Source organism: Paenibacillus sp. D2_2 (assembly GCF_031199965.1).
Classification (GTDB): domain Bacteria; phylum Bacillota; class Bacilli; order Paenibacillales; family Paenibacillaceae; genus Fontibacillus.
In genome coordinates this window covers 5,041,112-5,062,500 of the sequence record NZ_CP133605.1, presented here as the reverse complement: position 1 = coordinate 5,062,500, position 21,389 = coordinate 5,041,112, and the positions used below count along the sequence as shown (strand labels likewise).

Sequence of the window (21,389 nt, the reverse complement as noted above, 5' to 3'; positions counted from 1 at the left end):
AAGGCCCGCTAGAAGAGGTAAAAGCCCTGTAACCGAAATTCTAATCCCTCCGAGACGGATCCTGAGTAGTGCGGGGCACGTGAAACCCCGTATGAATCCGGCAGGACCATCTGCCAAGGCTAAATACTCCCTAGTGACCGATAGTGAAGCAGTACCGTGAGGGAAAGGTGAAAAGCACCCCGGAAGGGGAGTGAAATAGATCCTGAAACCGTGTGCTTACAAGAAGTCAGAGTCCTCTATATGGATGATGGCGTGCCTTTTGTAGAATGAACCGGCGAGTTACGTTTGCAAGCAAGGTTAAGGTGAGAAGCCGGAGCCGCAGCGAAAGCGAGTCTGAATAGGGCGACTAAGTTTGTAGGCGTAGACCCGAAACCGTGTGATCTACCCCTGTCCAGGGTGAAGGTGCGGTAACACGCACTGGAGGCCCGAACCCACGTACGTTGAAAAGTGCGGGGATGAGGTGGGGGTAGCGGAGAAATTCCAATCGAACTCGGAGATAGCTGGTTCTCCCCGAAATAGCTTTAGGGCTAGCCTCGGTGGGACAGTCGTGGAGGTAGAGCACTGATTGGGTGCGGGGCCCGCCAAGGGTTACCAAGCTCAGTCAAACTCCGAATGCCATAGACTGATTAACCGGGAGTCAGACAGTGAGTGCTAAGATCCATTGTCAAAAGGGAAACAGCCCAGACCATCAGCTAAGGTCCCCAAGTGTGTGTTAAGTGGGAAAGGATGTGGAGTTGCACAGACAACCAGGATGTTGGCTTAGAAGCAGCCACCATTTAAAGAGTGCGTAATAGCTCACTGGTCGAGTGACTCTGCGCCGAAAATGTAACGGGGCTAAACACACCACCGAAGCTATGGCTTGATACTATGTATCAGGGGTAGGGGAGCGTTGTATGCGGATTGAAGTTGGACCGGAAGGACTGGTGGACTGCATACAAGTGAGAATGCCGGTATGAGTAACGAAAAGATCAGTGAGAATCTGATCCGCCGAAAGCCCAAGGTTTCCTGAGGAAGGTTCGTCCGCTCAGGGTAAGTCGGGACCTAAGGTGAGGCCGAAAGGCGTAATCGAAGGACAACAGGTTGAAATTCCTGTACCACCGTAAGCCGTTATGAGCAATGGGGTGACGCAGGAGGGTAGTGACGCGAGCTGATGGATGCTCGTCCAAGCAGTGAGGCTGATGTGTAGGCAAATCCGCACATCGTAAGGCTGGGCTGTGATGGGGAGGGAAAATTTATAGTACCGAAGGTCATGATCTCACACTGCCAAGAAAAGCCTCTAGCCAGGTGAAGGTGCCCGTACCGCAAACCGACACAGGTAGGCGAGAAGAGAATTCTAAGGCGCGCGGAAGAACTCTCGTTAAGGAACTCGGCAAAATGACCCCGTAACTTCGGGAGAAGGGGTGCCCGGTAGTGTGAATAGCACGAGGGGGCCGCAGTGAAAAGGCCCAAGCGACTGTTTAGCAAAAACACAGGTCTGTGCGAAGCCGCAAGGCGAAGTATACGGGCTGACGCCTGCCCGGTGCTGGAAGGTTAAGGGGAGTGGTTAGGGGTAACCCGAAGCTATGAACCGAAGCCCCAGTAAACGGCGGCCGTAACTATAACGGTCCTAAGGTAGCGAAATTCCTTGTCAGGTAAATTCTGACCCGCACGAATGGCGTAACGACTTGGGCGCTGTCTCAACGAGAGATCCGGTGAAATTTTAATACCTGTGAAGATGCAGGTTACCCGCGACAAGACGGAAAGACCCCATGGAGCTTTACTGCAGCTTGATATTGGACTTTGATACGATTTGTACAGGATAGGTGGGAGCCTAGGAAGCCGGAGCGCCAGCTTCGGTGGAGGCGCCGTTGGGATACCACCCTGATCGTATTGGAGTTCTAACCTGGTACCGTAATCCGGTACGGGGACAGTGTCAGGCGGGCAGTTTGACTGGGGCGGTCGCCTCCTAAAGAGTAACGGAGGCGCCCCAAGGTTCCCTCAGAATGGTTGGAAATCATTCGAAGAGTGCAAAGGCAAAAGGGAGCTTGACTGCGAGACTGACAAGTCGAGCAGGGACGAAAGTCGGGCTTAGTGATCCGGTGGTACCGCATGGAAGGGCCATCGCTCAACGGATAAAAGCTACCCTGGGGATAACAGGCTTATCTCCCCCAAGAGTCCACATCGACGGGGAGGTTTGGCACCTCGATGTCGGCTCATCGCATCCTGGGGCTGAAGTAGGTCCCAAGGGTTGGGCTGTTCGCCCATTAAAGCGGTACGCGAGCTGGGTTCAGAACGTCGTGAGACAGTTCGGTCCCTATCTGTCGTGGGCGTAGGAAATTTGAGAGGAGCTGTCCTTAGTACGAGAGGACCGGGATGGACGCACCGCTGGTGTACCAGTTGTTCCGCCAGGAGCATAGCTGGGTAGCTAAGTGCGGAAGGGATAAGCGCTGAAAGCATCTAAGCGTGAAGCCCCCTCAAGATGAGATTTCCCAATTAGTAAGACCCCTTGAAGACGACGAGGTTGATAGGCCTGAGGTGGAAGTGCAGCAATGTATGGAGCTGACAGGTACTAATCGGTCGAGGGCTTATCCAATTATTAAAACGCAAAATGAAGTTTCGTATCCAGTTTTCAGGTGATCAAACATCTGAACGATTTTGAAGCAAGTTACTGATAGTAGCGAGCACAAAATCCCGTTTGGTGGCGATGGCGGAGGGGTTCCACGCGTACCCATCCCGAACACGACCGTTAAGCCCTCTAGCGCCGATGGTACTTGGACCGAAGGGTCCTGGGAGAGTAGGAAGCCGCCAAGCAATAAGAACCACTACCGATTATCGGTGGTGGTTTTTTATCCCCAAGTGGATAACTGTCCAAGGGGATCATCATTTATCATAGGTTATCCTCAAATTGTACACAGTTGTTCACATTATCTTCTGTATACTTCAGATATTCACCGCAATCGACAAAAAATATATTAATCAGCATCAACTATACACAGCCTTATACACATATTCAGTTGATATATCAGATATATATATTTCTATCCACATAAATAAAGCAAGACGAACTCCAATATAAATTTATTATCCACAGTAACGTAGAAAGCATATCTAGTTGATATATTAATAATCCACAGATATTGCATACCAATTCCGTACAAGTAATGAAACTGTATCAGCAGCCCCGACAAATTGGTTTGAATCGGAGATAAGGTGTTCGAAAAGCTAATTTCAGTTACTAGTGAGGAACAATTCCTGCAAAAGTGCAGTTTTTTTGTTTGACAAACAGATCGTAGAGCACAATGCCTGCAAAAATACAGTTTTTTACTACTGAAGGACTGAAAATGCAGATAATTCTTCGAAATTCCTGCAATTTTGCAATTATTTGAATAAATTCAGTGGTTTTCTCAATAAAAAGATGCATTTTTGCATCTTTTTATCATTTTACTCTTAATCTATTCCTTTTTCGCAATATTATGAGTGCTAGATCTATTACATTCCCTCCCTACAGTCGAACCTTACCCAATTCCCGGCATTTACTTTGAATTTTTATAAAAAGAAGTTGAATACGTCAAAAGACCTGCGCGGTGACATTCCGTAAGATAGAGGTATGAATACCAAATAGCGATGGAAAAGGGGCGTATCAACTGATGAGAAAGGGTTTATCGTTGCTTATTGTAACCGCTTTAATTTTGGTTTTAGCCGCATGCGGAAATGGCGGAGATAGTAAGGCTAGCAGCGGAAAGAACGGGACGATCGGGATTTCGATGCCATCCAAGACATTGGAGCGCTGGGTGGCCGATGGCGCGAATATGAAGAAAGAGTTCGAGTCTATCGGATACGGAGTTGACTTGCAGTACGCAGAAGACGTTATCGAGAATCAGGTATCCCAGATCGAGAACATGATTACCAAAGGTGTAAAAGTTATTGTCATCGCTCCGATCGATGGAGAAGCGTTGACAGATGTATTGGATAAAGCAGCGGAAGCAAATATCGATGTTATTGCTTATGACCGTCTGATTAAGAAAAGCAAGCATGTAAGCTTCTATGCTACCTTTGACAATTTTAAAGTAGGTGTGCTGCAAGCATCTTATATTGAAGATAAATTAGGATTGAAAGATGGCAAAGGGCCGTTCAATATCGAGTTGTTCGGGGCTCGCCAGACGATAACAATGCTTACTTCTTCTATGACGGAGCAATGTCCGTACTGCAGCCATATATCGATAACGGCAAGCTGGTCGTTAGAAGTGGTCAAACCACAATGGATAAAATTGCTACGATGCGCTGGGATGGTGCTACAGCCCAAGCACGGATGGATAATTTGCTGAGTGCGAACTACGCGGATGCTAAGGTAGATGCTGTTTTGGCACCGAATGATGCGATTGCCATAGGGGTTATTTCTTCCTTGAAGGGTGTAGGCTACGGTTCAGCGAGTAAGCCAATGCCTATTCTAACCGGTCAAGATGCAGAGCTTGCCTCTGTAAAATCAATCATCGCTGGTGAGCAGACATCAACCGTCTTTAAAGATACACGTGCACTAGCTAAGAAGGTAGTCACTATGGTGCAGAGTATCATGAAAGGCGAACAAGCAGAAGTCAACGATACAACGACGTATGACAACGGCGAGAAGGTCGTTCCTTCCTATCTGTTGGAGCCAGTTATTGTAGACAAAGACAACTATAAAAAGATCTTAATTGATTCTGGCTACTACACCGAAGATCAATTGAAATAGTTCAAGGTAGTTCAAAAAGTCCACTTTTGATCACGAAGTAAATCAGGAAGCTAGATCGGCATCGAATCTTGAATTCACCCGGGTCTTCCGGTGCTCACGTACAAACTACGTACGCTCCGCTCCTCAGACCCTAGCTTCATCCAACCTTCTCGGTGCTGAAAACTAGAATTTTTGAACAGACGATTTAGTGGCGGCCATACTCATGGCTGTCGCTAAATCATTTATAACGAGATTTCCGAAAGCGGGGTGCAGCATCATTGACGGCAGCAATTTTGGAAATGAGGAAGATTACGAAGACTTTCCCGGGCGTTAAAGCACTGGAGAATGTAAACCTCCGTGTGCAAGAGGGTGAGATACATGCGCTGATCGGTGAGAATGGCGCTGGTAAGTCAACGCTGATGAAGGTATTAAGCGGGGTATATCCGCATGGCACTTATGAGGGCGACATTTTATTCAAAGACGAAGTCTGCGAATTTAAAGATATTAAGCAAAGCGAGAACAAAGGGATCGTTATCATCCATCAGGAGTTGGCTCTAGTTCCTCAATTAACGATTGCGGAAAATATATTCCTCGGCAATGAGCAGACTCGAAAAGGCGTTATCAACTGGAACGAGACGATTGTTAAAACGCGAGAGCTACTGCAGCTCGTAGGTCTGAAGGAATCGCCGAATACGCCAATCGCAGAGATTGGAGTCGGGAAGCAGCAGCTGGTGGAGATCGCAAAAGCACTATCCAAACAGGTGAAATTGCTTATCCTGGATGAGCCAACGGCAGCGCTGAATGAAGATGACAGCGAGAATCTGTTGAACCTGCTGCTCGGATTTAAGAAGCAAGGAATTACCTCGGTACTGATCTCTCATAAACTGAATGAGATTACGAGAGTGGCCGATTCGATCACAATTCTGCGGGATGGTAAATCGATAGAGACATTAGATATGAAGAAGGATAACGTGACAGAAGAGCGGATCATCAAAGGGATGGTAGGCCGTGAGCTTACGAATCGCTATCCGGAGCATACGCCGAAGCTGGGGATCTATTTTTCGAGGTGAAAAATTGGAACGTGTACCACCCCGTGCTCGCCGATCACAAAGTGATCGATGACTGCAACTTTGAAGTGCGTCGTGGCGAGATCGTGGGTATCGCTGGGTTGATGGGTTCAGGAAGGACAGAGCTAGCGATGAGCCTGTTCGGGCAATCGTATGGACGTCGCATTAGTGGCCAGATCCGTAAAGACGGGAAGCAGCTTCACTTGAAGAACATTACCCAAGCTATCGAAAATGGGATCGCTTATGTGACAGAGGACCGTAAAGAGTACGGTCTGATTCTAAATGATGATATCAAGCGCAATACGACGCTGGCGGCGATGAACAAGATCTCTAAATGGTTCGTCATTAATGATAACCAGGAAGTCATCGTGGCTGAAGATTTTCGCAAGAAATTGAACATAAAGGCACCCAGCATTCTACAGAAGACCGGAAATCTCAGTGGGGGCAATCAACAGAAAGTAGTGCTCAGCAAGTGGATATTCTCTGGGCCTGACTTGCTCATTCTGGATGAACCTACGCGGGGAATTGATGTCGGCGCCAAATATGAAATTTACTCGATTATCAACGAGCTTGCCGATTCCGGTAAAGGCATTCTGATGATATCTTCCGAATTGCCAGAGCTGCTCGGCATGTGTGACCGAATCTATGTGATGAATGAAGGAAGATTTACAGGGGAGATCGCAAGAGAAAATGCAACGCAGGAAGCATTGATGAGATTGATGACCAAGAGTAGGGGAAGATCGAAGATGAGCACCATAACTAAACTGCTGCGTAACAACATACGGCAATATGGAATGTTTCTGGTCCTTGTGCTGATTATGGGACTATTTCAGATTTTGTCGGACGGTACTTTGCTTAAGCCTCTGAATATTACGAACCTTGTACTGCAGAACAGCTACATTCTGATCCTCGTTATCGGTATGCTGTTAGTGATCATAACGGGGCATATCGACCTGTCCGTCGGTTCGATTGCAGCGTTTATTGGGGCTATGGCGGCAGTCATGATGGTCAATTACCACATGTCATTCCCGCTTGCTATGCTGCTGTGCTTGTTGTTGGGAGCGCTGATTGGGGCATGGCAGGGCTTCTGGGTAGCCATGGTCGGCATTCCGTCTTTTATCGTCACCTTGGCGGGGATGCTGCTGTTCCGTGGTCTTACGATGCTGGTGCTCGGCGGCCAATCCATCGGTCCATTCCCGACCGGATTCCGAAATATCAGCTCGGGTTTCATCCCGGATATTCCCGGTAACTGGAATGTTCATATGCTGACTCTGCTTCTTGGCGCTGTGTTATCATTGCTGTACATCTTTATGGAGTGGAGAGGTCGAATTACGCAGTCACGATATAAATTTGAAGTGCTGTCCATGCCTTTATTTATCGCTAAAGTTACCTTTATTGTGATCATTATCAATTTATTCACCTTCGTATTATCCGCATATAACGGGATCCCGAATGTGCTTGTTATCCTGTTCGCTTTGGTCATGTTATACACCTTCATTATGCGCAAGACGGTGATGGGCCGACATATTTATGCGGTCGGTGGCAATGAGAAGGCAGCTAGGCTGTCGGGTGTTAAGACGAAGAAGATGACCTTCTGGGTATTCGTTAATATGGGCGTTATGGCTGCTCTTGCTGGGCTAATCTTCACCGCTCGCTTGAATGTAGCTACCCCTAAGGCGGGTGTAAACTTTGAACTTGATGCGATTGCGGCCTGCTTTATCGGCGGTGCATCAGCATCAGGCGGCGTTGGTACGGTGATTGGCGCAATGATTGGCGGCCTCGTCATGGGCGTGATGAACAACGGAATGTCGCTGATCGGACTTGGCATCGATTATCAGCAAGGAATCAAGGGCCTCGTTTTGCTATTGGCCGTAGCCTTCGATATTTATAACAAAAATAAAACGGCGGCATAACCGACGCATATAGGGATATCACCGTACCGCGATCATTGACCTGATTGAGGGTGCGGTGTTTCTCTTTTGCAAAAAAGATAGCGCTTTATTTCTACCGAAGTATAATTGAAAGGGGCAAGCCGTCCTTAGAATTGACTACCTTGATATCACCGGAGGGGGAAGTATTGAAGAAACTAGTTATTCTATATGTTGTGCTTATCAGTCTGTTCCTGATCTACTTATACTCGGCATATACTCGTGGGGCAACCGACCCGATGGAATCAACCGTTGGCCTTCGGGGGAAATCGGATGAGAAGTATGTGATGGTGAACTATCTAACCGGTAACGAATACTGGAAAAATACACTGAAGGGCTTCGAGGATGCGGCGGAAGCATTGGGCGTGACTGTAGAGTATCGGGGAGCTACTCAATATGACGAGCATGAGGAGGTCACCGTGCTCGAACAGGTCATTGCCAAGAAGCCTGCCGGGATTGCTGTTTCAGCGATTAACTCTGAGGCGCTGATTAACGTAATCGATAAAGCAGTTTCTTCAGGCATACCTGTTGTACTATTCGATTCTAATGTTCCTAATAGCAAAGCCTATTCCTTCCTTAGTACGGACAATTTCAATGCGGGGGTCGTGGCGGCCCATAAGATGAATGAGCTGATTGGTGAGACGGGAACCATCGCTATTCTCACCCAACAAAATCAATTGAACCAACAGCAGCGCGTCAACGGGTTCATGGAGACAATCAAGGGACAACATTCCCATCTTAAAGTGGTAGGGGTGGTTGAGGATAAAGGGGATCAGGTCGTCTCCGAGAACAAGACAGAGGAATTATTGCTAAAATATCCGGACCTGAAAGGAATCTTTGTCACGGAAGCCGTTGGAGGTATCGGTGTGGGTAACGCGCTTATCAATAACAATCGGAGCGATATCCAGGTGATCAGCTTCGATACCAATAAAGGCACATTGGATTTGATCAAGAAAGGTGTTATATCCGCGACAATGGCTCAAGGCACGTGGAATATGGGTTATTGGTCGCTCATGCAGTTGTTCCATTTGAACAATTCGCTGGTTGAGCCAGTTGCAGATTGGCAGGAAGCTCAGGTTCCTCCGCTCCCGACCTATGTGGATACGGGGATCTCGGTCGTAACCAAATCCAATGTCGAACATTTCTATGCTAAATAACTGCATCATTGTCGTTTGGGATTGGGAGGGGAATAAGCATGCGAACCAAATGGCTGCAATTCGATAACTGGTCGATTCGCGACAAACTCATTTTGCATATTCTACTGATCAGCATATTTCCAGCTCTGTGCCTTGGGCTCTTGATCTCATGGGCAACCAGTTACACGATTGAAGAGCAGGTCAACGGGCAGACTTCCCAGTTGATCGGCAATGTAGATAAGTCACTCGATTATCACGCCAGTAATATGCAGAACGTATCCTATCTGATTACCTTTAACCCAGAGATAGGTGAATTCTTTACTAGAGGCGCTGCAGCCTTCCCTGGAGAACAGGAGCGCTATAACACGCTGAAATTCCTTCAGGGCTTCACGACACTTCATTCCGAGATTGCTGGAATTATGGTTGTTAACAATAAGGGGAATATTTAAGCAACGAGATGTATGCGCGCACCAGCCGGAATTTGACGGAAGAGAACTGGTATCAAGAAGCGGTAAAGGCGAAGGGGATCTTCAAGCTTGTTGGGCATCCGGTCAAAAGAAATGTAACGAGCCACGCCAATTACAAGGATGAGGAAGTCGTATCTTTTGTCCGTGCAGTGCTTGATCCGGAGACTCAGGCCGTGCAGGGTGTCGTGCTGATCGATTTCAAAGCGCGGTTAATCGCTGAAGTGGTCCGTGATGTTAGGTTAGGCAAGTCGGGGTATCTCATCGTGATAGATGACAAGGGGGATGCGCTCTATGCGCCTAAGAATTCCATCGTCGATCAGCTTGACCGGGAACGGATCTTAATAGATAATGCGGGGGATTTTACGGAAAAAATAGATGGCAAGCCGATGCAGATTCTATTTCAGAAGTCATCTTTTACGGGCTGGACTACGGTTGGTGTGTTTCCGATGCAGGAGAGAATTCAAGGGATCAACGAGATCAATCTGTATATCGTCTCTTTCGTATTTCTCGTCAGTCTGCTGGGAATCGCGGCATCTTATTATTTGTCCTATTCCATCTCACGTCCAATTATCCAGCTGTCGTCATTCATGCATAAAGTTGAGAACGGTAATATGAGCATCCGCTATAACGGCAAACGCCGAGATGAAATCGGAATGCTCGGTAAGAGCTTTAACCAGATGCTTGCACAGATCAAGCGTTTGTTACGGCAGGTCAATGAGGAGCAGCGCTTGAAGCGGGAGGCGGAGCTGCGCAGTTTGCAGGCTCACATCCAGCCCCATTTTCTCTATAATACGCTGGATACGATCCAATGGCTGGCCAGAAAAGACGGGGCCTACGAGGCGACTGAAGTGGTTGAGTCTTTATCGCGACTGTTCCGGATTGGGCTAAGCCGAGGGAAGGAGATTATCCCGCTCGCTGATGAATTCGAGCATATCCGTAGCTACCTGATGATTCAGAAGACTCGCTATAAAGACAAGCTGAACTACAGTATAGATATTGATCCAGACTTGATGAATCTGTTCGTAATCAAGCTGATTCTACAGCCTGTTGTGGAAAATGCCATCTATCACGGCATTAAGGAACGACGTGGTCCGGGCTTCATATCGATCCGCGCGTCTGCAGATAAGGACATAGTTGTCATTACGATTGAAGATGACGGTAACGGCATGACTGAAGATAAGCTGAAATTGCTGCGTACACAGCTTGATCAAGTCGGTAAGGCCGATTACACGCAGCCTACGCCGCAGGAGAGAGGTGAGGAAGAGAGTGGTCCTCTTAAGAGCTATGGGCTTAGAAATGTGCAGGAACGGATTCGTCTTAGCTATGGGGAGCCTTATGGAATATCGATTGATAGCCAATGGAAGAAAGGGACGATCGTAACGATTCGTCATCCTATCATGCACCGGGAGGAGTAGAGCGATGAAACAGAAGTGGAAGGTCATAATAGCTGATGATGAGTTTATTATTCGGGAGGGAATCAGAAGCTCCATAGATTGGGACAGACTAAATCTACAGGTCGTCGCTGAGGCGGAGGACGGAGAAGAAGCACTGGAGCTTGCACTGCAGGAGCAGGTAAATATCCTAATCGTGGATCTAAGTATGCCGATTATGGATGGCTTGACACTGATCAGCGAGTTACGCGATCGCCTTCCCGGTTGTAAAGTAATCATAATTACCGGGCATGACGAATTCGCCTATGCCAAGAGAGCGATTAAGCTCAGTGTAGACGACTATATTCTAAAGCCGGTTAATCCAGGGCAATTAATGGAGGTGCTAGCGGGCGTCTCTCGGAAGCTGGACGTAGAGTCCACCAATGAGAAAATACTCGATATCGCCTCTAAGCAGCTCGACAAGAATGTGTCGCTGCTTAGGGAGCGCTTTTGCTTGGAGTGGATTGAAGGTGATGTGGGCGAGGATGAGATCGCAGGACAGCTGGCCTTCCTGCAAATGCCGGAGCGATTGCCCGATATGGTCGGAGTTGTCCGCTGGCCGGAGCAGTCTAAGGGGAAGGCGTTCATGTCTGAGAAGGATCGGCAGCTCTTGTTGTTCGCAATCGAGAATGTGATCGAGGAATTAATCGGGGAGACGAGCGATGCTGAGGATTACGTCCATTTCCGTGATCAGACAGGGATGATCGTTATATTAGTCTGGGGCAGCCGGAACAATATGATCGGCCTCCGCATTGCCGAAGCGTGCGAGAAATATTTGGATTTGGATGTGCTCGTCAGCTTCCAACTGAACGAAGAACATTTGAATCTGTCAGAGCTGTACACAGCAGCCAAGTCAGCAGTTAACCGGGAAGCACGTATGTCCGATTTCGTCAGAAGGGCGCGGGAAATGATCGAGCAGCAATACAGCGATCCTGAGTTAACATTAGAGGCAGTGGCAGATGAGCTGGGTGTATCGTCCGTATATCTGAGTCGTATTTTTAAGCAGGAGTCTGGTCAGTCCTTTATTGGCATGTTAACCCATGTTCGAACGACTATGGCGATCCGCCTGATAGTAGGAACTAAGTTGACGATGCATGAGATCGCGGAGAAGACAGGGTACGATTCCCAGCATTATTTTAGCACCTCCTTTAAGAAGGTCGTTGGCATGCCACCGAATCTTTACCGGAAGAGCTTCCTCGAGGGGTAGCAGACGCAGGGGAATCCAAAAATTCCAGATTCTTATATACGAAGGACACTTCATATTGGAGTGTTCTTTTTTAACATGATCCCGCCCAGCACCCCATTGGCAAATTCGAAAAATGTGCTATAATTAAATCAAAGTCAAAGAAAGTCAAAGTCAACATACAGCTAGTTGTTCTAAAGTGAGGTTGAACTACCTCTAAAGCCTCTGGTATTAAATTGGAAGCACCCTCCGATATTCAAACCGAATACGGTTAATAATAGGTATATGGGTTATCCAAGTTAGCTGTATGTTGGAGTAATGAGCAATGGAGGATGGGTGATGCGTAATATTTCCGATATTATCGAGAAGCACCTTAAGTGTATTTTGCAGGAGAGCCCAGAAGGAGCTGTAGAGATACAGCGCAATGATCTGGCAGACAAGTTTTCCTGTGTTCCATCTCAGATTAACTATGTCATCAGCACGCGCTTCACGCTGGAGAAGGGTTATCTAGTGGAGAGTAAGCGCGGAGGAGGAGGCTATATTCGAATCCGGCGCATTGAGCTCCCCGGTTCAACTAGTCTGCATACTCATCTACAGCATACGATTGGAGATGAAATGGGTCAGACGGCGGCAGAGGGACTTATCTATCAATTGGAGGAGTCTCGGTTCCTAACCCGAAGGGAAGCAGCGCTTATGAAGGCGGCCATATCCCGGGAAGTATTAATGGTGAAGCTGCCGTACCGGGATCAGATCCGGGCGCAGATGATGAAGGCGATGCTGATCTCTTTGTTAGGTTGATGAGTCTATCCAGTTAGGGAGGGATTCCGATATGCAATGTCAAGAATGCGGTAAACGTCCAGCTACGCTTCATTTCACGAAGATCGTGAATGGAGAGAAGACGGAGTTTCATATTTGTGAAGCCTGTGCCCGTGAGAAGGGAGAACTGATTCCCGGAACGGCGGGAGGCTTCTCGATTCATAACTTGTTGTCTGGTCTGATTGATTTCAGTCCTGCAGCATCGGGCCAGGCCTCAGGCGTCAAGCCAGCGGAGAACCTGCGCTGTGAGAAATGTGGGTTGACCTATTCTCAATTCAGTAAGCTGGGGCGGTTCGGATGCAGCTCTTGCTATAAATACTTCAACGATCGTCTGGATCCTCTATTAAGGAGAGTCCATGGCAATACGACACATGCCGGCAAGGTACCGAGACGGGTCGGCGGACATATCCATATGAAGCGTAAGCTAGATGATCTCCGCCGTGAGCTGCAATACCGGGTTCTTCACGAACAGTTCGAAGAAGCAGCGGCGCTGCGCGATCAGATCCGTGAACTCGAGAAGAACATCTCCGCAGAGTAAGGAGGAATCAAGAGTGGGAAATCTTCAATTTACAGAGCAACCGCTTAGCGAGTGGATGAATCGTGACGGAAATGAATCGAATATCGTAATTAGCACCCGGGTGCGGATCGCCCGCAATCTGATTGAATATCCTTTTCCTATATTGGCTACGAATCAGCAGTCGGAGGAGGTATTAAATGGGTTTGAACAGGTGCTGAATGATGAACGAATGCAGCCGTTCGGACAGCTTCATCCGATTGAACTAGACGATCTTGATGATCTGGATAAGCAGGTTTTGGTAGAGAAGCATCTGATCAGTCCGAGCCTGGTTACTGAATCAAGGAATGGCGCAGCATTCATTAGCGATGATGAGAGCTTAAGTATCATGGTGAATGAAGAGGATCACTTGAGGATTCAATGTCTATATCCGGGGCTACAGGTTAAGGAGGCCTGGGAGAAAGCATCTGCTGTTGACGATATTTTTGAGGATCATGTCGATTATGCTTTTGATGATCGGCGAGGTTACTTGACTAGTTGTCCGACGAATGTCGGTACTGGACTCAGGGCATCCGTTATGATCCATCTGCCTGCGCTGGCTCTTACGAATCAGATCGGGCGAATTCTGTCAGCAGTGACTCAGGTCGGTCTGGCTGTGCGCGGGATTTATGGTGAAGGTAGCGAGACTGTCGGTAACCTGTTCCAGATCTCTAATCAGATTACGCTCGGACAGAGCGAAACCGAGATTATTGACAACTTATATGGTGTCGTAGTACAAATTATTGAACATGAAAAAGCTGCCAGAGAAAAATTGCTTTCTGACTCGCGAATTCGTATTATGGATCGTATAATGCGTTCATATGGGATATTATCCTATTCCGAAGTAATCGATTCGAAGGAAGCAGCGCAACGTCTGTCGGACGTTCGACTTGGTGTGGATCTTGGTTTCGTGAAGGTACCATTCCATGCTTTAAATGAATTGAACGTCATGACACAGCCGGGCTTTCTGCAGAAGAAGCATGGAGGAAATATGTCGCCGGGAGAGCGGGATATATACCGCGCCAAGGTGATTCGCGAGCATTTGAAGGATAATGTGCAATAAAGTTTGTGTAAAGACGGTTTTCAGCACCGAGAAGGTTGGATGAAGTTAGGGCCTGAGGAGCGGAGCGTACGTAGTTGGTACGTGAGCACCGGAAGGCCCGGCTGAATTCAAGATTCGATGTCGAATAGGCTCTCAGTGTTACTTCGTGATCAAAATTGGTTGGGATAGATTTAATATGGAGGTGTATTGGATATGATGTTTGGTAGATTTACAGAACGCGCTCAGAAGGTACTGGCTCTAGCTCAGGATGAAGCAGTCAGACTGGGGCACAACAATATCGGAACAGAGCATATTCTACTGGGATTGATCCGTGAAGGCGAGGGCATTGCTGCCAAAGCCCTTATCGGTCTCGGTCTTGGTTTGGAGAAGATACAGGATGAAGTCGAGACTCTAATTGGACGCGGTCAGGAACAGCCGATTAATATCGCCTATACGCCGCGTGCTAAGAAAGTAATCGAGTTGTCGATGGACGAAGCCCGTAAGCTGGGCCACACCTATGTCGGAACGGAGCATATTCTGCTGGGATTGATTCGTGAAGGCGAAGGCGTAGCTGCACGAGTACTTAACAATCTGGGTATCAGCTTGAACAAAGCTCGTCAGCAAGTATTGCAACTGCTAGGCAGCAGCGAAGCCGTCTCTAGCCATCACGGTGCACCAGTCAATGTGAACACGCCAACGCTAGATAGCCTTGCCCGTGATTTGACCGCTTCTGCCAAAGAAGGCAACCTTGATCCGGTAATCGGGCGAAGTAAAGAAATCGAGCGCGTCATTCAGGTGTTGAGCCGGCGGACGAAGAACAATCCGGTACTGATCGGTGAACCAGGTGTTGGTAAGACAGCGGTTGCCGAAGGATTGGCTCAGAAGATCGTAAATAATGAAATTCCTGAGACCTTACGCGATAAGCGTGTCATGACGCTCGATATGGGTTCTGTCGTGGCGGGAACGAAATACCGCGGCGAATTCGAGGACCGTTTGAAGAAGATTATGGATGAGATTCGCCAAGCGGGTAACATCATCCTGTTCATTGACGAACTTCACACGCTGATTGGAGCTGGTGGAGCCGAAGGCGCCATTGATGCCTCCAATATTCTAAAGCCAGCGCTGGCCCGTGGCGAGTTGCAATGTATCGGGGCAACAACGCTGGATGAATACCGCAAGTATATTGAGAAAGATGCCGCCCTGGAGCGTCGTTTCCAACCGATTACGGTCGATGAGCCCTCCACGGATGAGACGATTCAGATTTTGCATGGTCTCCGCGATCGTTATGAAGCGCATCACCGTGTGAAGATTACGGATGAAGCGATCGAGCAAGCTGTTAAACTGTCCGACCGCTACATTCAAGACCGTTTCCTGCCGGACAAAGCGATCGACTTGATCGATGAGGCTGGTTCTAAGGTAAGGCTGAGCACTTATACGGTACCGCCTAATTTGAAGCAACTGGAGAGCCGTCTGGAGGACATCCGCAAGGAGAAGGATGCGGCTGTACAAAGCCAGGAGTTCGAGAAAGCAGCAGCACTGCGTGATACTGAACAGAAGATTCGCGAAGAGCTTGATGTGACGAAGAACCAATGGAAGGAAAAGCAAGGCCGTATGGATTCCGAAGTTACTCCGGAGGATATTGCTGAAGTCGTGGCAAGCTGGACGGGAATTCCTGTTAACAAGCTGAAAGAGGAAGAGACTGAGCGTCTCATGAATATGGAATCCATACTGCATGAGCGCGTCATCGGTCAAGATGAGGCTGTCAAGGCAGTCAGTCGGGCCATCCGCCGCGCACGTGCCGGACTTAAAGATCCGAAGCGTCCGATGGGCTCCTTCATTTTCCTTGGTCCAACCGGTGTAGGTAAGACCGAATTGGCTCGTGCTCTCGCTGAGTCGATGTTCGGTGATGAGAATGCCGTAATCCGCATCGACATGTCGGAATATATGGAGAAGCATTCCACCGCTCGTCTGGTCGGTGCGCCTCCGGGATATGTCGGTTATGAAGAAGGCGGTCAATTGACCGAGAAAGTACGCCGCAAGCCATATTCGGTTGTGTTGCTTGATGAGATCGAGAAGGCTCATCCAGAAGTATTCAACATTCTCCTTCAAGTGCTGGAAGATGGACGATTGACCGATTCCAAAGGCCGGGTTGTTGACTTCCGTAACACACTGATCATTCTGACCTCTAACGTTGGGGCTGAAGCAATTCGTCGCAATACTAGAATGGGCTTCACTGCTGTAACAGATGCGGGTGCAGATTACGATAATATGAAGACTAAGGTGATGGAAGAACTGAAGAAGAGCTTCCGCCCTGAGTTCCTGAACCGGATCGACGAGATTATCGTGTTCCATTCTCTCGAAGAGAAGCATATCGGAGAGATCGTAACGCTGATGGCTGAAGAATTACGGAAACGGCTGAACGATTTCGATGTCGACTTTGTGCTAACGGACAAAGCAAAGGCATTCTTGGCTAAGGAAGGCTATGATCCAACCTACGGTGCTCGTCCATTGCGTCGGGCGATCCAGAAGCATATCGAAGACCGTCTGTCTGAAGAATTGCTGACCGGCAGAGTGAAGAAAGGCGATTCGCTCACGATTGATGAAGACAATGGTGAATTAACCGTGAAAAAAACCGGGGATTTTGTGAAAATGGCATAAATTGTTGACTTTGTCCAAAATTTCACCTGAAATATCTTCATTAGAGCGGCCAATTTGCCGATTAACATAATAAAAGCAAGCAGCTTCCAGAGCAGTCATTGCTTTGGAAGCTGTTTTTTTCAATTAAGTAGTTATACATACATAATTTTTCGCAGTTTAATGTTCTTTTCAATGATTTTTACATGTTTTTCAGAAGTTAACGGAAATTGTTTGCAGGCAAAACTTTACGCCAAATCGATAACAATGATAAACTTTGATTATTGGCTTTGTGGTGCAACCTGCAAGGTTTGTTAAATATTGCGAAAGTAAGAAGGAGAGATTAATGGCAAAAGTAAAGACAAAGTTCTTCTGTACCGATTGCGGGTATGAATCACCGAAATGGTATGGGAAATGTCCTGGATGTGGGGCATGGAACAGTATGGTGGAAGAAACCGAGAAAGTGGTCAAGACACAAGGGATTTCCTCTGGGATATTTCATACGAAAGAAAAGCCACTTCCGATCATAAATATAGAGAGTGGCCGAGAGCCGCGAATCCTTACTGGGATTGGAGAGCTTAACCGTGTACTAGGCGGAGGGATTGTCCCTGGATCCTTGGTCCTGGTTGGCGGAGATCCTGGAATCGGGAAATCGACATTACTTCTGCAAACTTCGAATGAAATGGCCAATTCAGGCAGGAAAGTGCTCTATGTTTCTGGAGAGGAATCGGTCCGCCAGACGAAGCTGCGGGCAGAGAGACTTGGGGCATTGTCGCCGAATCTGTACGTTATGTGTGAGAGCAGCATCGATGGAATTGAGGAAGCAATCAATGAAGTCAAACCGGATTTCCTCGTGATCGACTCGATCCAGACGGTATATATGCCGGAGGTAACCAGTGCACCTGGTAGTGTCTCTCAGGTTCGCGAATGTACAGCGCGGTTCATGCGGGTTGCCAAAGGGCAGGGAATTGCCACTGTATTGGTCGGACATGTTACGAAGGAAGGGGCTATCGCTGGTCCACGTATGCTGGAGCATATGGTCGATTGTGTGTTGTATTTCGAAGGCGAGCGTCACCATTCATACCGATTGCTACGTGCAGTAAAGAACCGTTTTGGCTCCACCAATGAAATGGGTATATTTGAAATGAATGAAGCCGGTTTGGAAGAGGTTCTGAATCCTTCAGAGCTATTCCTCTCTGAACGTCCGCTTGGCGTTGCAGGTTCCACTGTAGTGGCCAGCATGGAAGGGACCAGACCGATGCTGGTCGAGCTCCAGGCTCTAGTCACGTCAACTTTGTTTTCTTCCCCGCGTAGAATGGCTACGGGTGTGGATCATAACCGGATGAATTTGATTATTGCCGTGTTGGAGAAGCGAATGGGTATGTTCCTGCAGAATCAGGACGCCTATGTTAATTTGGCCGGCGGAGTGAAGCTCGATGAACCCGCCGTAGACCTGGCGATTGCCGTTAGTATTGCCTCCAGCTTCCGCGATGTACCTACGAAGCCTTATGATGTCGTATTCGGCGAAGTCGGGCTTACAGGGGAAGTCAGAGCGGTCTCACGCGTCGAACAGAGAGTAAAGAGGCTGCGAAGCTCGGCTTCAAACGGGTTATTCTGCCGGAGAAGAGTCTGAAGGGCTGGCAGGGGCCCAAAGAGATAGAATTAATCGGTGTAAATACCGTTGCAGATGCGCTTGCTGTTGCATTAGATTAGGGGGCACAATAATGAAAGAAACAACTCAGGCAGAGAAAATGAATGATTTGCTGAAGCTCGTGGCTCCGGGTACTTCCTTTCGGGATGGGTTGGAAAATGTGCTGCGTGCGAAAACCGGCGGTTTAATCGTAGTTGGCTATAGCCCTGAAGTAATGGAGGTTGTAGAAGGCGGTTTTTCCATCAATTGCGATTTTTCTCCTAACTATCTGTATGAATTGGCCAAGATGGATGGAGCCATCATTCTTAGTGAAGATTTGAAACGAATATTATATGCGAATACACAGTTGATCCCTGATTCTTCTATCGCATCGTCGGAGACCGGGATTCGTCACAGGACGGCGGAACGCGTCGCTAAGCAGACGGGCAAGTTGGTCGTATCGATCTCACAGCGCCGCACTATCATTACCCTGTATCAAGGGGGACTTCGTTATGCGCTGAAGGAGAGCGGAGAAATTCTGACCAAGGCGAACCAGGCGATTCAGACGCTGGAGAAATACAGAGCGGTACTCAATCAGGCGCTGACGAATCTGTCCGCTTCGGAGTTCGAGGAATTAGTAACGATTCCTGAAGTCGTGAATGTCATGCAGCGGGTAGAGATGGTCATCCGCATTAAGCTGGAGATCAAGCGCTTCATCAATGAACTTGGAATCGAGGGCCGGCTGATCAGCATGCAGATGGAGGAGCTGGTCAGCAATATGGAGGAAGAAGCTTGGCTGCTCTACAAAGATTATGCCAGGGATGGCAGTGACGAAGCGATCCGTGAGATCATTCTTGGTCTGAAGCGATCCAGCGACGATGAACTTTTGGACGATGTTCATATCACCCGCCTGCTCGGCTATCCTTCCGTGGCGGCTACTTCAGAGGAGATTATATCACCTCGCGGGTATCGCGTATTGAATAAGATCCTCGTCTGCCCAATGTCATCATTCATAATTTGGTTGAACGATTCCGTGAGCTACCGGAAATACTAATGGCATCGATTGAAGAACTCGATGAAGTTGACGGTATTGGGGAAGCAAGGGCACGTGCAATTAAAGAAGGGCTGAAGCGAATACAGGAACAAGTGTTCATTGACAGGCAAATATAATTAACCTATCATGAAATGATGATTAAGTGGAATAACTAGTAGAGGTGAAGAGATGGTTACAAAATCAATTCCAAACCTTTTTACACTGAGCAATCTATTCATGGGGATGATCGCCATAATGTTAGCGATGAATGGTAGATATAGCCTGGCATCTATCATGATTATCGTAGCGATGTTGATGGATGGTTTGGATGGGCGTGTTGCCAGAGCTTTGAATGCCCAGAGCGATTTTGGCAAGGAACTCGACTCTTTATCCGACGTTGTCTCATTTGGGGTAGCTCCCGCACTCATTATGTATATTATTGCTTTCCAGAATGTCCAGCCTGGTCTGGCTTGGGCAGTTACAGCCATATTTCCGATGTGCGGTGCGCTTAGACTTGCTCGCTTTAATGTTCAGTCCGGAATCCCGGGATATTTCATCGGATTGCCGATTCCTGCTGCAGGCGGTGTCGTAGCAACATTGGCCTTATTTCATAACAATATCGGGGCCCCATATTTTATAGTCACAATGCTTCTATTGTCATACTTGATGGTTAGTTCAGTGAAATATCCGAATTTCAAAAAGGTCGGAATTCCTAAGAAAGCAATTACTTACGCTCCTTTTGTCATTATTATTGCGATATTAGTCGCCGTTTTCTTCCCGGATCAAATCTCCAAGCTGGTCTTTATTCCTTTGGTTCTTTATGCCGGGTACGGACTTAAACAAAGTTTAGATCGGTTACTTCGTCGCAAAAATCACCATGATGATGAAGCCGATAAAGTATTTCGGTCCAAATAGCAAGACATAAATAAAAGGCATTCATCCTGCCGCCTTAGGCGGAAGATGATGCCTTTTTTTGTGTTGCTTCATATTCCTATGCTGATTGCTAGTTAGGAATGGTTCAAGACATGTTGAACAGTCCCAGTGTCGAGCATTTTTGCGATTCGCGTTCCACAATTTCCTCCATATCGATACCAAGCAAATTGCAAAGCGCCGACATGTAGAACAGGCTTCTACCAAGCTCATTCGTAATCACATCCCGGCAATTCTCACATAGCTCTCCCTGAACGTGCTTGCTTATCGTCTCTTTGGCCTCCTGCAAATCCATACCAGGCTCAAAATCCTGCTTCGTGGCGTGCAGCTCAATACAGCCGCATTCGGTAATCGCCTTGGTTACGGAACGGGTCGCTGCGGCATTAGTTTGTCCCATTTTGGACATAACGTCCAGCAAACTGCGGTGACGGAGCAACAGCTCAGAAACTTGATCTTGAAAAGAATGAAGGCTTGGTGCGCTCATTTTCCATCCACCTCAATATTATGAATTGAGTCCATTATATGCCACATTTTCCTCACTAATCAACCAGAAATCCCATAATAACGGGTTGGAGAGACAAATTATATGATCATCGTAAGCAGCAGACAAACGGAAAAATGAGGAAAAAAGTCTTTCTCTCTGGATTACACTACGAAAAATTGGATCATACTGGATAAAGAAAGTATACAATTTATGGAGGTGAAGAGAAGGACATGCTTAAGAAAAGTTTATTAATTCTATCCGGTCTGGCTGGTGCTTGGTTCGGATATACCGCTACAGGACTCGCCGGAGTTTTCCGGAACCGCTTCGCTCCTGGTTTGCTGACATGCCGATGATTGTGGGGCAGCTTAT

The 21,389-nt window shown here is 47.7% G+C and carries 12 protein-coding genes, 2 rRNA genes and 4 pseudogenes (1 of these 18 cut by a window edge); 17 read left to right on the top strand and 1 reads right to left on the bottom strand.

What is annotated here, in order from left to right:
* The 16 genes and pseudogenes from RE628_RS26025 to pssA form a co-directional block, all read left to right on the top strand.
* Positions 1 to 2,572 (top strand): 23S ribosomal RNA (locus tag RE628_RS26025); it begins 354 nt to the left of the window's first position.
* 101 nt (positions 2,573 to 2,673) lie between these two features.
* Positions 2,674 to 2,790, top strand: a 5S ribosomal RNA gene (gene rrf / locus RE628_RS26020).
* 836 nt (positions 2,791 to 3,626) lie between these two features.
* A pseudogene (gene chvE, locus RE628_RS26015) lies at positions 3,627 to 4,708 on the top strand (multiple monosaccharide ABC transporter substrate-binding protein).
* A gap of 257 nt (positions 4,709 to 4,965) precedes the next feature.
* Positions 4,966 to 6,491, top strand: a pseudogene (gene mmsA / locus RE628_RS26010) (multiple monosaccharide ABC transporter ATP-binding protein); the annotation flags it as partial.
* Positions 6,492 to 6,500: 9 nt separating this feature from the next.
* The gene (gene mmsB / locus RE628_RS26005) at positions 6,501 to 7,667 is read left to right on the top strand and encodes a multiple monosaccharide ABC transporter permease (RefSeq protein WP_309159575.1); all 1,167 of its coding nucleotides are present in this window, start codon (positions 6,501 to 6,503) and stop codon (positions 7,665 to 7,667) included.
* Between the two features lie 164 nt (positions 7,668 to 7,831).
* Entirely contained in the window at positions 7,832 to 8,839 is a 1,008-nt protein-coding gene (locus tag RE628_RS26000; protein WP_309156199.1) for a substrate-binding domain-containing protein, read from the top strand.
* A 38-nt stretch (positions 8,840 to 8,877) separates the two neighbouring features.
* Complete coding sequence (locus tag RE628_RS25995; RefSeq protein ID WP_309156196.1) at positions 8,878 to 9,267, top strand: hypothetical protein; 390 nt, start codon at positions 8,878 to 8,880, stop codon at positions 9,265 to 9,267.
* Between the two features lie 32 nt (positions 9,268 to 9,299).
* Positions 9,300 to 10,700: a sensor histidine kinase gene (locus tag RE628_RS25990; RefSeq protein ID WP_309156193.1), complete on the top strand. Its 1,401-nt coding sequence runs from the start codon at positions 9,300 to 9,302 to the stop codon at positions 10,698 to 10,700.
* Between the two features lie 4 nt (positions 10,701 to 10,704).
* A complete protein-coding gene (locus RE628_RS25985) occupies positions 10,705 to 11,922 on the top strand; it encodes a response regulator (protein WP_309156191.1) in 1,218 nt (405 codons plus the stop codon).
* Between the two features lie 315 nt (positions 11,923 to 12,237).
* Positions 12,238 to 12,696: a CtsR family transcriptional regulator gene (locus tag RE628_RS25980; protein ID WP_309156189.1), complete on the top strand. Its 459-nt coding sequence runs from the start codon at positions 12,238 to 12,240 to the stop codon at positions 12,694 to 12,696.
* Between the two features lie 31 nt (positions 12,697 to 12,727).
* A complete protein-coding gene (locus RE628_RS25975) occupies positions 12,728 to 13,252 on the top strand; it encodes a protein-arginine kinase activator protein McsA (RefSeq protein WP_309156187.1) in 525 nt (174 codons plus the stop codon).
* 13 nt (positions 13,253 to 13,265) lie between these two features.
* Complete coding sequence (locus RE628_RS25970; protein ID WP_309156185.1) at positions 13,266 to 14,330, top strand: protein-arginine kinase McsB; 1,065 nt, start codon at positions 13,266 to 13,268, stop codon at positions 14,328 to 14,330.
* A 192-nt stretch (positions 14,331 to 14,522) separates the two neighbouring features.
* Complete coding sequence (gene clpC / locus RE628_RS25965) at positions 14,523 to 16,967, top strand: ATP-dependent protease ATP-binding subunit ClpC (RefSeq protein ID WP_309156182.1); 2,445 nt, start codon at positions 14,523 to 14,525, stop codon at positions 16,965 to 16,967.
* Between the two features lie 322 nt (positions 16,968 to 17,289).
* Positions 17,290 to 18,656 (top strand): annotated as a pseudogene (gene radA / locus RE628_RS25960) (DNA repair protein RadA).
* A gap of 11 nt (positions 18,657 to 18,667) precedes the next feature.
* Positions 18,668 to 19,743, top strand: a pseudogene (gene disA / locus RE628_RS25955) (DNA integrity scanning diadenylate cyclase DisA).
* A gap of 52 nt (positions 19,744 to 19,795) precedes the next feature.
* Complete coding sequence (pssA, locus tag RE628_RS25950) at positions 19,796 to 20,521, top strand: CDP-diacylglycerol--serine O-phosphatidyltransferase (protein ID WP_309156180.1); 726 nt, start codon at positions 19,796 to 19,798, stop codon at positions 20,519 to 20,521.
* Positions 20,522 to 20,624: 103 nt separating this feature from the next.
* Here pssA and RE628_RS25945 read toward each other — a convergent pair whose 3' ends face one another.
* Entirely contained in the window at positions 20,625 to 21,020 is a 396-nt protein-coding gene (locus RE628_RS25945) for a nucleoside triphosphate pyrophosphohydrolase family protein (protein WP_309156178.1), read from the bottom strand.
* 230 nt (positions 21,021 to 21,250) lie between these two features.
* Between RE628_RS25945 and RE628_RS29875 the strand changes: the two genes are divergently transcribed.
* Complete coding sequence (locus RE628_RS29875) at positions 21,251 to 21,373, top strand: hypothetical protein (RefSeq protein ID WP_375143009.1); 123 nt, start codon at positions 21,251 to 21,253, stop codon at positions 21,371 to 21,373.
* Positions 21,374 to 21,389: the final 16 nt, after the last annotated feature.